Below are 13262 nucleotides of genomic sequence, written 5' to 3'. Positions count from 1 at the left end.
GTCGGCGCGCCCTTCTCAACGTTTGTGATTCTTTCAACTCTCACGCAGCAGGACAGAACAATGAAGAAATTCGGCTCGATGTTGAACGGGGCGCAGCTTGCGCTGAAGCTGTCGAAGTACCTTGCCGCGAGCGCCGCAGTGCTCGCGTTCGGCCCGGCTGCAATGGCCGCCGATACGAAGATTCCAGTGGTCGCCGCGGAGAATTTTTACGGCGACGTGGTGCAGCAACTAGGTGGAGATCGCGTCGACGTGACGAGCATCCTCAGCAATCCGGACCAGGATCCGCATCTGTTCGAAGCCAGCCCGAAGACGGCGCGCGCGTTGCAGCACGCAAGCCTTGTGGTCTACAACGGCGCCGACTACGATCCGTGGATGGCAAAATTGCTGGCTGCGTCGAAAGGGATCCGGCGCGCCACGATTGTCGCGGCGGACCTCACCGGCAAGAAGAGCGGCGATAATCCGCACCTCTGGTATGACCCGGCGACCATGCCGAAAGTGGCGCGCGCGGTGAGCGAAGCGCTCGTCGCGGCTGACCCGGCGCACAAGTCGGCGTACGATGCGAACCTCGCGAAGTTTCTCGATTCGCTGAAACCGGTCGACGCCAAGGTCGCCGAGCTGCATGGCCGCTACGCGGGCGTGCCGGTCACGGCCACCGAGCCGGTGTTCGGCTATATGTCCGACGCGGTGGGCCTGACGATGCGCAATCTGCGCTTCCAGCTCGCCACCATGAACGACACAGAAGCCAGCGCGGCCGATATCGCCGCGTTTGAAGGCGATCTGCGCGAAAAGCGCGTACGTGTTCTGATCTATAACAGCCAGGCAACCGAGGCCCTGACCAAACGCATGTTGAAGCTCGCGCAGCAATCGAAGGTGCCGACCATGAGCGTCACCGAGACTGAACCGGCCGGCAAGACCTATCAGACGTGGATGCTCTCGCAGCTCGACGCGCTGGGCAAGGCACTGGCCGCGGGCGATGCGAGCGGCGCGGGCAGCGCGAATGCGGCGGCCTCAGGCGCGAAAGGAAAAACCCAATGACTCCGACCGGCCGCGGCGCACCTGCGCGCGCCCCCGCCACCGCCCCCGTGCTCGAACTCGAACACGTGACGCTCGAACTCGGCGAGCGCACGATTCTGCGCGACACCGGCTTCGTGGTGAACCAGGGCGAATTCATCGGCGTGCTCGGGCCGAACGGCGCGGGCAAGACGACGCTGATGCGCGCCGTGCTCGGTCTCGTGCCTGCGGCCCACGGTGTGATCCGCGTGCTGGGGCAACCGGTGGAGCGCGGCAATGCGTCGATCGGCTACATGCCGCAGACCCGCAGCGCGCTCGCCGGACGCCGCGTGCGCGGCCGCGATTTCGTCGCGATGGCCGCCGACGGTCATCGCTGGGGTTTGCCGCATGCGGACGCCGCCACCCGCGCCGATGTCGAGCGCGTGCTGGATCTGGTGGGCGGGCGCAAGCTGGCCGAGCGTCCGCTGTCCGAGCTATCGGGCGGCGAGCGTCAGCGGCTGCTGCTCGCGCAATGCCTGCTCGGCAACCCGAAATTGCTGCTGCTCGACGAGCCGCTGATCAGTCTCGACCCGCATCATCAGAAGAGCGTGGTCGAACTGGTGCGGCACGTACAGCAGGAACTCGGCATCGCCGTGCTGTTTTCGGCGCATGAACTGAATCCGCTATTGAACTCGATCGATCGCGTGCTGTATCTCGGCAGCGGCGTCGCGGCGCTCGGCACCGTCGACGAAGTGATCACCCGGCCGGTGCTGTCGCGCCTCTATGGTTCGCCGATCGACGTGATGCGCGTGAATGGCCGCATCTTCGTGATGTCGGGCGACGTCGAAGTCGAGAAACACGATCACGAGCACGAACACGACGAAAACGGCGGCCACAGCCACTCGCATCCTCATTCACATTCGCATGGCCATTCGCACGGCCACTCACATCAGCACGACTCAAGCGACGGACACACGCACGATGTTTGAATACGATTTCATGGTGAACGCATTCGCGGCGTCGGGGATCGTCGCGGTGCTAGCGGGCGTGGTCGGGTATTTTCTGGTGATGCGCGGACAGACCTTCGCGGGCCACGCGCTCTCGCACGTCGGCTTCACTGGCGCGACCGGTGCCGTGCTGATCGGCATCTCGCCGATCTGGGGGATGATCGGCTTCACGCTCGCGGCGGGTGTTGGCATGGGCGCGCTCGGCGAACGCCTCGCCGGACGCGATGTGGCGATCGGCGTGATCCTCTCGCTGTCGCTCGGCTTCGGTTTGCTGTTTCTGCACTTCTTCACCGCGTACGCGACCCAGGTCACCGCGCTGCTGTTCGGCAACGTGCTAGGCGTGAACGCGTCGACGCTCGTCGTGCTGGCGGCCTTGGGCGTGGTGAGTCTGCTGGCGCTCGCGGCGATCATGCGGCCGCTGCTGTTCGCATCGTTGCAGCCGGAGCTGGCCGAAGCCAAGGGCGTGTCGTTGCGCCTCGTGTCCGTGCTGTTTCTCGCGATTGCCGCGCTCGCCGTGGCGGCGTGCACGCAGATCGTCGGCGTGCTGCTGGTGTTCACGCTGATGGTCGGGCCGGCCGCCGCCGCGCAAAACATGACGACGCGTTTGTCGGCCGGCCTCGTGCTCGCCGCCGTGTTCGCACTGCTGCAGGCGTGGCTCGGTCTGACGCTCGCGTTCTATACCGATTGGCCGACGAGCTTCTGGATCACCGTGTTGTCGGCGCTGGTGTACGGCGGGAGTTTGTTGAGACGGCGTTGAGCGAGGACGCTGGCGGCGGCGCATCCGCACGCCGCCGCCCTCCTACTGCGCGAGACTTCAGCCGAGCAACACGTTCGCGTGATGCGCGAGGTGATCCTCGATGAACGTCGAGATGAAGTAGTAGCCGTGGTCATACCCCGCGTGACGGCGCAACGTCAGCGGCTGACCGGCGGCCTGGCAGGCGGCCTCGAACACGTCCGGATTGAGCTGCTCCGCGAGGAACTGGTCCGCGAGACCCTGATCGACCAGGATCCCCGCCGAAAACCTGCGCGATGCCCGCGCCACCAGTTCGCTCGCGTCGTACTGCTTCCACGCTTCGCGGTCTTCGCCCAGATAGCCGCTGAACGCTTTCTCGCCCCACGGACAGCGCGTCGGCGCGGCAATCGGCGCGAACGCCGACACCGACCGATAGATCTCCGGATTGCGCAGCGCCAGCATCAACGCGCCGTGCCCACCCATCGAATGCCCGAAGATGCCGAGCCGCGCGCCGTCCACCGGCAGATTCGCGAGCACCGTTTCGCGCAGCTCGTCGCGCACGTACGAGTACATGCGATAGTGCTGCGCCCACGGCTGCTGCGTGGCGTCCACGTAAAAGCCCGCGCCCACCCCGAAGTCCCACGCCGCGCTTTCGCCCGGCACGCCCGCGCCGCGCGGACTGGTGTCGGGCGCGATGAGCGCCATGCCGTGCCGCGCCGCGAAGCGCTGCGCGCCGGCTTTGACCGGAAAGGTTTCTTCCGTGCACGTGAGGCCCGCGAGATAGAACAGCGCGGGCACATTCGCGTTGGCTTGCAAGGCCTGCGGCGGCAGATAGATGGAGAAACGCATCGGCAGGCCGATGGTCTGCGAGTCGTGTCGATAGATGCGCTGCTCGCCGCCATGACAGGCGTGCGACGACAGAAGTTCAAGCATCGCCATGCTCCTCGTTGTGCCGCATTGGATTAGTACAGCACGACCGAGCGGATCGACTCGCCCTTCTTCATCAGATCGAAGCCTTCGTTGATGCGTTCGAGCGGCAGACGGTGCGTGATCAGATCGTCGATATTGATCTTGCCTTCCATGTACCAGTCGACGATCTTCGGCACATCCGTGCGGCCGCGTGCGCCGCCGAATGCCGAGCCTTTCCATTCGCGTCCCGTCACCAGCTGGAACGGACGCGTGCTGATCTCCTCGCCCGCCGCCGCCACGCCGATGATGAACGACTGGCCCCAGCCCTTGTGCGTGCACTCCAGCGCCTGACGCATCACCTTGGTGTTGCCGATGCATTCGAACGAATAGTCGGCGCCGCCATCGGTGAGTTGCACGATGTGATCGACCACGTTCTCGACTTCGTTCGGGTTGATGAAGTGCGTCATGCCGAACTTCTTCGCGAGTTCGACGCGCCCCGGATTGATGTCGACGCCGATGATCTTGTCCGCGCCGACCATCTTCGCGCCCTGGATCACGTTCAGGCCGATCCCGCCGAGGCCGAACACCACCACGTTCGCGCCCGCTTCGACCTTCGCCGAATACACGACCGCGCCCACGCCCGTCGTCACACCGCAGCCGATGTAGCAGATCTTGTCGAACGGCGCGTCCTCACGCACCTTTGCCACCGCGATTTCCGGCACGACGATGTAGTTCGAAAACGTGGACGTGCCCATGTAGTGAAACAAAGGCTTACCGTCGAGCGAGAAGCGCGATGTGGCATCCGGCATCAAGCCTTTGCCTTGCGTCGAGCGAATGGCCTGACAGAGGTTGGTCTTGCGCGACAGACAGAATTTGCACTGCCGGCATTCCGGCGTGTAGAGCGGAATGACGTGGTCGCCCTTTTTCAGGGTGCCGACGCCCGGACCGGTATCGACGATCACGCCCGCGCCTTCATGGCCGAGAATCGCCGGGAAGATGCCTTCCGGATCCGCGCCGGAGAGCGTGTAGTAATCGGTGTGGCAGATGCCCGTGGCCTTCACTTCGATCAGAACTTCACCGGCGCGCGGACCTTCCAGATCGACTTCCTCGATCGTCAACGGTGCGCCGGCTTTCCATGCGATTGCTGCTTTGGTCTTCATCGTGAATGCTCCTATGAGTCTGTCAATGCGAGGCGCGCCGCGCCGACTTCGTTGCGGCGCGCACGAGCTGCGATTCGGTACTGCGGTTGATCTGTGTGCCGCACCGAGGTGGGCGGTGCCGCCACCACCCGGCGCCGTGCGCCGAGCTACACCTTAGCGCGCGAAACACGTCATGGTATTGCAAAGTGCGTCACGGCATTGCCTGAACCTGACATGGCTTCGCTCACCGCGACGGCTTGCCGGCGAACCATGTCTCGACGCGTCCATAGAGATCGAGAAAGCGTGCGTAGCGCTCGGCAAGCGCCGCGTCGCCCTGCGGACCGGCGACACGCGTCGCGCCCGGGGCGAGCGCGGCGAGATCGCGCGCGTGCCAGTGCCCGCTCGCGAGGCCGCCGAGAATCGCCGCACCGCGCGGCGCCGCGTTCGGACAATCGACCGCATGCAGTTCGACATTCAGCGCATCGGCAAGCAACTGGCGCCAGCGCGCGTCGATGGAACCGCCGCCCGCCAGCTTCAATGTCGTCACCGTCGCGCCGCTCGCGCGGATCGCGTCGAGGCCGGCACGCAGCGAAAACGCGACGCCTTCGAACGCGGCGCGCATCATCGTGCCGCGCGTGTGATCGAGCGCGAGGCCGAGCCAGCCGCCGCGCGCCATCGGGTTGAGCCAGGGCGTGCGTTCGCCCGTGAGGTACGGCAGGAACGTGAGGCCGGAGGCCGCCGCCGCGCTCGCGCCAGCTGCGTCGACTGATGCGTCGCCGAATGCATCTCGATAGGCATCGGCCCATTCATACGCCAGCCACCCGCGTACACGTTCGAGCGCGATGCCGACGTTCTGCATCGCCGCCATCCGATACCAGTGATCGCTCGCCGCCCGATAGCGATGCAAGCCCTTGACCGCCGCCGGCGCGTGCTCGGCCAGCACGACGATTTGTCCGCCGGTGCCGGTGGTGAGCAACGCGTCGCCGTCGTGCGCGAGTCCACTGCCGAGTGCAGCACAGGGCGTATCGGCTGCGCCGGTCGCGAGCACGATGCCGGCGCGCAGACCCAGCGCCTGCGCCGCTTTCTCCGATAGCACGCCGCCCGCGGCATAAGACGGCGCCAGCGGCGCGAACCACTCATGCGGAATCTCGAGCCGCGCAAGCAGCGCTGCGTCCCACCTGCCGGCCGGATCGGCCAGCGCGGTGGCGCAGGCGTCGGATGGATCGGTGACCACCGCGCCGCCCAGCGCGACGCGCAGCCAGTCTTTCGGTTGCAGCGCCCAGCGTGTGCGTCTCGCGGACTGCGGTTCCTGCAGCACGATCCAGCGCAGCAGCGGACCCGCCATGCCGGGCGCAACCGGATTCGGCTGCGGTTCGGGCCACTCGCCGAGCAAGGCCAGCGCGCGCGTGTCGGGCCACAGCATGGCGGGCCGCACGGCTTCGCCCGCTGCGTCGATCAGCACGACGCCGTGCATCTGCCCGGAAAAACCGATGGCCCGCACATCGCGGCGCAATCCGTCAGGCAAACGCGCGGCGGCTTCGCATAGCGCGCGCCACCACGTCTGAACCGAAGTTTCCGCCCAACCCGCATGCGGCGTTTCGATTGCATAAGCGGCGCTCGCCACCGCCTGCTCGCGACCGTTTTCGTCAACGATCGCCACTTTGAGAGAACCGGTGCCAAGGTCGATGCCGAGAAAACTCATGGGTAATCGAGTGTGAATGGGGAACGAGGTGAGCACGCGAAAGCGTGCCTGAAAAAGCGTATTTTTTCTCGCTGATGCGCGACTTTCGAAAGATGCGCCCAGATGCGCCGGGAATCCCGAATTAAGGGTTAACCCACCCGCGCGGCGAGCCGCGTCAAAACAGGACTATGCGTCGTGCGAGATACACCTCATTGATTCTCACACATATCGCGTCAAGCCGCGCTCGTGCGACGCGCGGCCTCGCATCGCCGCTGCAAGGGGCTGACCGCCGATGGAGGCGGTTCGCACATTTATATTGGCTTTCAAACGGCCCGCACGCATATCGTCACCGGGAATGCCGGAATAGGCCCCAATGGTCTTGTTGCGCCTTTTCGTCCCCGATACCTTGGAGCCATCCCAAAAACGAGATGGTGGAGACAGACGATATGCAATCGAACACGGTTCACCCGTGCGACGAGCGACTGCCCGCAGGCCAGTTGCTCACCCTCGGCATCCAGCACGTTCTGGTGATGTACGCCGGCGCGGTCGCGGTCCCGCTGATCATCGGCGCGGCGCTCAAGTTGCCGAAGGACCAGATCGCGTTCCTGATCAGCGCCGACCTGTTTTCCTGCGGCATCGCCACGCTGATCCAGACACTCGGCCTATGGATCTTCGGGATTCGTCTGCCGGTCATCATGGGCTGCACCTTCGCGGCCGTCGGGCCGATGGTCGCGATCGGCACCAATCCTTCGCTCGGCATTCTCGACATTTTCGGCTCGACGATTGCGGCCGGTGTGGTCGGGATCCTGCTCGCGCCGGCGGTCGGCAAGTTGCTGCGGTTCTTTCCGCCGGTCGTGATCGGCGTGGTGATCTCGGTGATCGGTCTGTCGCTGATGGAAGTCGGCATCAACTGGGCGGCCGGCGGCGTGGGCAATCCCGATTACGGCAATCCGGTCTATCTCGGCCTCTCGCTGGTCGTGCTGATGCTGATTCTGCTGATCAACAAGTTCGCCCGGGGCTTCCTCGCCAATATCTCGGTGCTGCTCGGCATTGTCGCCGGCTTCGTGATCGCGCTGGTGCTCGGCCGCGTCAACATGGAAGGCGTCACGCACGCACCGTGGGTCGGCTTCGTCATGCCGTTTCACTTCGGCCTGCCGCACTTCGATCCGCTGTCGATCGCGACGATGGTCACCGTGATGTTCGTCACCTTCATCGAATCGACCGGCATGTTCCTCGCGGTCGGCGACATGGTGGATCGTCCGGTCGATCAGAAGACGCTGGTGCGCGGTCTGCGCGTCGACGGCCTGGGCACGTTGATCGGCGGCATTTTCAACTCGTTCCCGCATACCTCGTTTTCGCAGAACGTCGGCCTGATCGGCGTGACCGGCGTGAAGAGCCGCTTTGTCTGCGCCATGGGCGGCGTGATCCTGGTGCTGCTGGGTCTGTTCCCGAAGATGGCGCAAGTGGTCGCCTCGGTGCCGCCGTTCGTGCTCGGCGGCGCGGGCATCGTCATGTTCGGCATGGTCGCGGCGAACGGCATCAAGGTGCTCTCAAAGGTCGACTTCGTGAAGAACCACCACAACCTGTTCATCGTCGCGGTCAGTATCGGCCTGGGGCTCGTGCCGGTGGTGTCGCCGCACTTCTTCTCGAAGCTACCGCCGGCGCTCTCGCCGCTGCTGCATAGCGGGATTCTGCTGGCTTCGGTGTCGGCGGTCGTGCTGAACCTGATCTTCAACGGCGTGAAGAGCGAGAAGAGGGCACGTTGCGAGATTCGCAGCGCGGGACACGATTTCGACGGACGCGGCGGCACCGAGCCGCGACGCGACGAGATGCTGCGCGCAGCCGACCTGCACTGAACCGCGCGCAATCAGGCGCCGCGCGAGCGCCGCGGATAAAAAAACGCCACGGCATGCCGTGGCGTTTTTTTATGACCGGCTGGGCAAGGCGGCTTCGCTGAAACAGCAACCCGCCCTGCGCGCCCGAAGCGATAACTCTTAACCTGCGGTGGCCGCCGACGCCGTCACCGGCGCGCTCGCCGCGCCGTAGTCGACCGGTGCGTCAGCCGGACGCGGCTCTTCACCGTTGTGCTCGACCCAACCGCCGCCAAGCGCCTGATACAACGTCACGAGGTTCTGCAGACGTTCCATCCGCGCGGAGACGAGCAACTGCTGCGCCGAATACAGAGCCGTCTGCGCGGTGAGCACCGACAGATAACTGTCCACGCCATTGGTATAGCGCAGATTCGACAGATCCAGCCGGCGTTGTTCCGCAAAAGTATTGCGCTCCAGCGCCTGGATCTGCTGATCGTACGTGCCGCGCGCCGCCAGTCCGTCCGCCACTTCGCGGAAGGCCGTCTGGATCGCCTTTTCATACGTGGCGATCTGGACTTTCTTCTGGATGTTGGCGAGATCGAGGTTGGCGAGATTCTGTCCGCCCTCGAAGATCGGCAGCGTGATCGACGGCGCGAAGCTCCACGCCGCCGAACCCGGCTTGAACAGCCCCCCCAGCGACGGACTCAGCGTACCGAAGCTGCCCGTCAAGGACACCTTCGGGAAGAACGCGGCACGCGCGGCGCCAATATTCGCGTTGGCGGCCAGCAGGTTCTCCTCGGCCTCCATGATGTCCGGACGACGCGTCAGCAGATCGGACGGCAGACCCGCCGGAATATCCGTGAGCAGATTCTGGTTGTCCAGCGTCATGCCCGGCGGCAGATCGGCCGGCAACGGCTCGCCGATCAGCAGCACGAGCGCGTTATCCGCCTGAGCCCTCAGACGCTGTTGCTGCTGCAGGTTGGCCGAAGCCTGCTCGACCACGGTTTGCGACTGACGCAGATCCAGTTCGGAACCCGTACCGTTGTCGAACTGCAGCTTGGCGATCCGATACGACTCCTGCGAGGTCTTTAACGTGTTCTCCGTGACTTTCAGCAGATCGTCGAGTTCGAGCACCGTCATGTACTGGTTCGCCACCTGCGAGACCAGCGAAATTTCCGCCGCCTTGCGGGCCTGGGCCGTGGCCAGGTACTGCGCCAACGCCTGATCCTTCAGGCTCTGAATCCGCCCGAAGAAGTCGATTTCCCACGAGGCGTTCAGCCCGACCGAGTACGAATTGGAAATCGTCTGGCCGAAGACCGACAGGTCTTTCGGTGTGCGCTGCTTGGTTTGCGACGCCGCGGCGTCGAGCGTCGGCAGCAGACCGGCGCGAACGATCCGGAACTGCGCCGCCGATGCCTGCATGTTCAGCACCGACACGCGCAGATCGCGGTTGTTCTTCAGCGCGATCTCGATCAACCGCTGCATGTGCGGATCGACGAAGAAATCGCGCCAGCCGATATCCGCCGCGGCCTGGCCGTTGGCGCTGCGCGCGGCATTCGTCGTGCCGGGCTCTTGCTTGCCCGTCCGGGTCGCGTCCGTCTGGCTCGCGCCCGGTTGGGTCGCGCCCGGCTGCGTGTCGTACACGCCGCCGGTCGGGAAGGTGCTCGTCGTGGGCACGGCGGGGCGCTCGTACTTCGGCGCCATCGTGCAACCCGCGGCGAACAGCGCGACCGCCACTGCAATCAGAGAGTGTTTTTGCATCTCAATGTCCGTCCTTGCCCGAGCCTTGATCCGTCGACCCGCCAGTTGAACCGCCGCCCTGGCCGTCATGCGGATGGTGCTGGTTGTAGTGTGCGAGCGCCTCATCCGGGTCTTCCTTCTCACCGCCGAACTTCGCACGGATCACGACGAAGAACATCGGGATCATGAAAATCGCGAGGAAGGTCGCCGTCAACATCCCGCCGATCACGCCGGTACCGATCGCGTGCTGGCTGGCCGAACCCGCGCCGTTACTGATGGCGAGCGGCATCACGCCGAGAATGAACGCGAGCGAGGTCATCAGAATCGGACGCAACCGCAGACGCGCTGCTTCCAGCGCGGCCTCGATCGGCCCCATGCCTTCACCCTGCTGCAACTCGCGGGCGAATTCCACGATCAGAATCGCGTTCTTCGCCGACAGGCCCACCGTGGTCAACAGACCCACCTGGAAGAACACGTCGTTCTCGAGCCCGCGCAGCGTCGCGGCCAGCAGTGCGCCGATCACGCCGAGCGGCACCACCATGATCACCGAGAACGGGATCGACCAGCTTTCATACAGCGCCGCGAGACACAGGAACACGACGAGGATCGAGATGCCGTACAGGATCGGCGCCTGCGAACCCGACTGACGTTCCTGCAGCGACAGACCCGTCCACTCGTAGCCGACACCCGCCGGCAGCTTCGCCACGAGCGCTTCCATGGCCGTCATGGCCTGACCGGTCGACTTGCCCGGTGCCGCCGCGCCCTGGATTTCCACCGCGGAAATACCGTTGTAGCGCTCCAGCTTCGGCGAGCCGTAGGTCCACGTGCCGCTGGCGAACGACGAGAACGGCACCATGCTGCCTGCGCCATTACGCACGTACCACACGTTCAGGTCTTCCGGTTTCATACGGAACGGCGCATCGCCTTGCAGATACACCTTCTTGATCCGGCCGTCCGTATCGAGGAAGTTGTTCACGTACTGCGAGGCCCACGCGATCGAGAACGTCTGGTCGATCGCGGAGAGCGACACGCCGAGCGCCGAAGCCTTCTCGTGGTCGATGTTCACCTTGAACTGCGGCGTGTCGTTCAGGCCGTTCGGACGCACCTGAGCCAGCGTCGGATCTTTCGCCGCCATGCCCAGCAGCATGTTGCGTGCTTCCATCAGCTTCTCGTGACCGACGCCCGCGCGATCCTGCAATTCGAAGTCGAAGCCCGCGGCCGTGCCGAGTTCGGGAATCGACGGCGGATTCACCGGATACACCAGCGCGTTCTTGTAACCGCCGAAGTGCATGAAGAGACGGCCCACCAGCGCCTGCACCTTCTGGTCCGAGTGCTGACGTACCGCGTAGTCCTTCATCCGCACGAACACGAGACCTGCGTTCTGGCCGCGACCGGCGAAGCTGAAGCCGTTCACCGTGAAGGTCGATTCGACGATGCCCTTCTCGGTATTGAGCAGGTAGTCGGACACGTCCTTCAGCGCGCGCGCCGTGGTTTCCTGCGTCGAGCCCGACGGCGTTTGCACCAGCACGAACATCGTGCCCTGGTCTTCGTCAGGCAGGAACGACTTCGGCAACTTTACGAACAGCAGGCCGACCGCGAAGATCACCACCATATAGATGATCAGCCAGCGGCCCGAGCGCTTGATCACGTGGTGCACGCCCGAGTGATACTTGTCGCGGCTCCTGTTGAAGGTGCGGTTGAACCAGCCGAAGAAGCCGGTGGTTTTTTCCTGATGACCCTTTTCGATCGGCTTGAGGATCGTCGCGCACAACGCCGGCGTCAGAATCAACGCGACCAGCACGGACAACACCATCGCCGCCACGATCGTCAGCGAGAACTGCCGGTAGATCGCGCCGACCGAACCGCCCGAGAACGCCACCGGCACGAACACCGCCGACAGCACGAGCGCCACGCCGACCAGCGCGCCGGTAATCTGATCCATCGCCTTGCGGGTGGCTTCACGAGGCGATAACCCCTCCTCCTGCATCACCCGCTCGACGTTTTCCACCACCACGATCGCATCGTCCACCAGCAAGCCGATCGCCAGCACGAGCCCGAACATGGACAGCGTGTTGATCGAGAAACCCACCAGCCCCATGATCGCGAACGTGCCCAGCAGCACCACCGGCACGGCGATCGTCGGGATCAGCGTGGCGCGCAGGTTCTGCAGGAACAGGTACATGACCAGGAACACCAGCACGATACCTTCGAGCAGCGTCTTGACCACTTCTTCGATCGACAGGCGCACGAACGGCGTGGTGTCGTACGGATACTGCACGACCAGACCATGCGGGAAGTACTTCGACAGTTCGTCGACCTTCGCGCGCACCGCCTTGGCGGTAGCCAGCGCGTTCGCACCGGTCGCGAGCTGAATACCGAAGCCTGCGGTCGGCTGGCCGTTATACTTGGTGTCGAAGTTGTAGTTTTCGCCACCCAGCTCGATACGCGCGACGTCCTTGATGCGGACTTGCGAACCGTCCGTGTTCACCTTCAGCAGCACGTTGCCGAACTGTTCAGGCGTATTCAGCAGCGTGGCTTCCGTGATGGTGGCCTGCAGCACCTGGCCCGGCACCGACGGCGTGCCGCCGAGCGAACCGCCCGCGACCTGCACGTTCTGCGCCGTCAACGCGGTTTCCACATCCACCGGCGTGAGGCCGAAATTGGTGAGCTTGTTCGCGTCCAGCCAGATCCGCATGGCGTACTGCGAGCCGAACAGCGTCACCGTGCCCACGCCGTCGATACGGCTGAGCGGATCCTGGATGTTCGACGCGACGTAGTTCGCCAGGTCGTACTTGTTCATGCTGCCGTCCTGGGACACGAACGCCAGCACCAGCAAGAAGCTGCTGCTCGACTTCGTGACCTTGGTGCCCAACTGCTGCACGGCCTGCGGCAGGAGCGGCGTGGCGAGCTGCAGCTTGTTCTGCACCTGCACCTGCGCGATGTCAGGATTGGTGCCGGCCGCGAACGTCAGCGTGATGGTTGCCGTGCCCGAGTCGTCCGATGTGGACGACAGGTAGAGCAAGTGGTCGAGACCACTCATCTGCTGCTCGATCACCTGCGTGACGGTATTTTCCACCGTCTTCGCCGATGCGCCCGGGTAGGTCGCGCTGATCTGCACGGCCGGCGGCGCAATGGTCGGATATTGCGCGATCGGCAGCGTAAAGACCGACGCGATACCCGCGAGCATCAGAATGATGGCGATCACCCATGCAAAAATCGGGCGATCAATGAAGAACTTTGCCATGAGGCGGG

Annotated in this window: 9 protein-coding genes; 4 read left to right on the top strand and 5 right to left on the bottom strand. The window is 64.5% G+C overall.

Going from position 1 to position 13262, the window contains the following annotated elements:
* Nucleotides 1-60: 60 nt before the first annotated feature.
* From CJU94_RS08725 to CJU94_RS08715, 3 genes are read left to right on the top strand one after another with little or no spacing between them, the layout of a single operon-like run.
* On the top strand, nucleotides 61-1035 hold the full coding sequence (locus CJU94_RS08725) for a metal ABC transporter solute-binding protein (RefSeq protein ID WP_095418343.1): 975 nt from the start codon (nucleotides 61-63) through the stop codon (nucleotides 1033-1035).
* Nucleotides 1032-1979 (top strand): ABC transporter ATP-binding protein, encoded by a 948-nt coding sequence (locus CJU94_RS08720; protein ID WP_095418342.1) that lies wholly within the window; start codon nucleotides 1032-1034, stop codon nucleotides 1977-1979. Before CJU94_RS08725 ends, CJU94_RS08720 begins: the two co-directional genes overlap by 4 nt.
* Nucleotides 1972-2754, top strand: a complete 783-nt coding sequence (locus CJU94_RS08715) for a metal ABC transporter permease (protein ID WP_095418341.1) — start codon at nucleotides 1972-1974, stop codon at nucleotides 2752-2754. The genes CJU94_RS08720 and CJU94_RS08715 overlap by 8 nt, the downstream gene beginning before the upstream one ends.
* Nucleotides 2755-2811: 57 nt before the next feature.
* Here CJU94_RS08715 and fghA read toward each other — a convergent pair whose 3' ends face one another.
* The 3 genes from fghA to CJU94_RS08700 form a co-directional block, all read right to left on the bottom strand.
* Complete coding sequence (gene fghA / locus CJU94_RS08710) at nucleotides 2812-3663, bottom strand: S-formylglutathione hydrolase (RefSeq protein ID WP_095420270.1); 852 nt, start codon at nucleotides 3661-3663, stop codon at nucleotides 2812-2814.
* A 29-nt stretch (nucleotides 3664-3692) separates the two neighbouring features.
* Nucleotides 3693-4799 (bottom strand): S-(hydroxymethyl)glutathione dehydrogenase/class III alcohol dehydrogenase, encoded by a 1107-nt coding sequence (locus CJU94_RS08705; protein ID WP_020069206.1) that lies wholly within the window; start codon nucleotides 4797-4799, stop codon nucleotides 3693-3695.
* Between the two features lie 223 nt (nucleotides 4800-5022).
* Nucleotides 5023-6480 carry a xylulokinase gene (locus CJU94_RS08700; RefSeq protein ID WP_095418340.1) on the bottom strand — a complete coding sequence of 486 codons (1458 nt, stop codon included), beginning with the start codon at nucleotides 6478-6480 and terminating at the stop codon, nucleotides 5023-5025.
* A 425-nt stretch (nucleotides 6481-6905) separates the two neighbouring features.
* Between CJU94_RS08700 and CJU94_RS08690 the strand changes: the two genes are divergently transcribed.
* Nucleotides 6906-8315 carry a nucleobase:cation symporter-2 family protein gene (locus CJU94_RS08690; protein ID WP_095420269.1) on the top strand — a complete coding sequence of 470 codons (1410 nt, stop codon included), beginning with the start codon at nucleotides 6906-6908 and terminating at the stop codon, nucleotides 8313-8315.
* Between the two features lie 138 nt (nucleotides 8316-8453).
* On the opposite strand, the gene CJU94_RS08685 is transcribed toward CJU94_RS08690, so the two are convergent.
* Complete coding sequence (locus CJU94_RS08685; protein WP_095418338.1) at nucleotides 8454-10031, bottom strand: efflux transporter outer membrane subunit; 1578 nt, start codon at nucleotides 10029-10031, stop codon at nucleotides 8454-8456.
* Nucleotide 10032: 1 nt separating this feature from the next.
* A complete protein-coding gene (locus CJU94_RS08680) occupies nucleotides 10033-13254 on the bottom strand; it encodes an efflux RND transporter permease subunit (RefSeq protein ID WP_095418337.1) in 3222 nt (1073 codons plus the stop codon).
* Nucleotides 13255-13262: the final 8 nt, after the last annotated feature.

This window comes from Paraburkholderia aromaticivorans (genome assembly GCF_002278075.1).
Lineage (GTDB): Bacteria > Pseudomonadota > Gammaproteobacteria > Burkholderiales > Burkholderiaceae > Paraburkholderia > Paraburkholderia aromaticivorans.
Note: the sequence above shows the minus strand (reverse complement) of the source record. Positions and strands in the feature narration are given on the sequence as shown.

Bases quoted from the DNA above. Each gene is read 5' to 3' on its own strand.
- CJU94_RS08725 (WP_095418343.1), top strand. From the start codon at position 61: ATGAAGAAATTCGGCTCGATGTTGAACGGGGCGCAGCTTGCGCTGAAG.
- CJU94_RS08720 (WP_095418342.1), top strand. From the start codon at position 1,032: ATGACTCCGACCGGCCGCGGCGCACCTGCGCGCGCCCCCGCCACCGCC.
- CJU94_RS08715 (WP_095418341.1), top strand. From the start codon at position 1,972: ATGTTTGAATACGATTTCATGGTGAACGCATTCGCGGCGTCGGGGATC.
- fghA (WP_095420270.1), bottom strand. From the start codon at position 3,663: ATGCTTGAACTTCTGTCGTCGCACGCCTGTCATGGCGGCGAGCAGCGC.
- CJU94_RS08705 (WP_020069206.1), bottom strand. From the start codon at position 4,799: ATGAAGACCAAAGCAGCAATCGCATGGAAAGCCGGCGCACCGTTGACG.
- CJU94_RS08700 (WP_095418340.1), bottom strand. From the start codon at position 6,480: ATGAGTTTTCTCGGCATCGACCTTGGCACCGGTTCTCTCAAAGTGGCG.
- CJU94_RS08690 (WP_095420269.1), top strand. From the start codon at position 6,906: ATGCAATCGAACACGGTTCACCCGTGCGACGAGCGACTGCCCGCAGGC.
- CJU94_RS08685 (WP_095418338.1), bottom strand. From the start codon at position 10,031: ATGCAAAAACACTCTCTGATTGCAGTGGCGGTCGCGCTGTTCGCCGCG.
- CJU94_RS08680 (WP_095418337.1), bottom strand. From the start codon at position 13,254: ATGGCAAAGTTCTTCATTGATCGCCCGATTTTTGCATGGGTGATCGCC.